Annotated in this window: 1 protein-coding gene; it reads left to right on the top strand. The window is 44.6% G+C overall.

Annotated features, from left to right (window positions below; translation table 11 throughout):
• Positions 1-264 precede the first annotated feature (264 nt).
• Positions 265-864, top strand: a 600-nt coding sequence (locus tag R7044_RS24700; protein ID WP_225455933.1) for an ATP-binding cassette domain-containing protein, incomplete at its 3' end; no start/stop codon positions are given.

Raw genomic sequence — 864 nt, 5'->3', positions numbered from 1 at the left:
CTTTTCACTCATATACATGCATCCTTACATTTAATAAATAAGCGCCACATATGAGTGTAGCAGCATAATATCCATGCGCATAATGATGACTATATAGAAATATTCCCGCGACTTATTCAACAGAAGATTCGTTACATAAGTCTTTCGTTTCTGGTCGTAACAAGCTTTGCTTTGGTTAAAATTAATACTGACATCCCCTTCCTTAGGCCCTTGGTTAGTTGTTATAACTAGTCCAATACAACAATAACAAGGAAGACAAACACAATGGCTATTCGCTTTAGTCAGCTTGCTGTACAAGGACATACCACCACACTTTCCATTGATGAATGGACAATCGATAACAATGACTCTTGGGGCATCTTCAGTGCAGAAGGCGACATCGGCTCCCTGCTAGGCGATCTGCTTTGTGGCGAACTGAAACCCACACAAGGGACGTTGGATCTTGGTGAATTGAAAGTCGCGCAAGTATCGCTTTCAGAGCAACAACGACTACTTGAACGTGAGCTAGAAAAGGACGACACCGATTTTCTCGATCGTATCGACCAAGGCAGTACCGTTTATGCTTTGATTTTTGAGTGCTGCCAAGATGCAGCAACAACGGAAAGACTGCTTGAAGAGCTCGACCTTCACCATTTAAAACAGAGCGGTTTTCGTGTTTTATCGACTGGCGAGACCAGACGAGTCATGCTCGCTAGAGCGTTGGCAACCCAACCTGACCTTGTGCTTCTGGATAATCCTTTTGTCGGTCTAGATGTTGCCCACCGCGCTTCACTCGCAACCTATTTGCACTCGCTTTCGCAATCCGTCCAGATGTTGATTACGTTTTCTCGCGAGTCCGACATGCCAGAATGGATAGATCATGTG

This window comes from Vibrio sp. 1402, assembly GCF_033340275.1.
The sequence above is the reverse complement of the archived record's forward strand: the minus strand, read 5'-3'. Positions and strand labels throughout refer to the sequence as shown.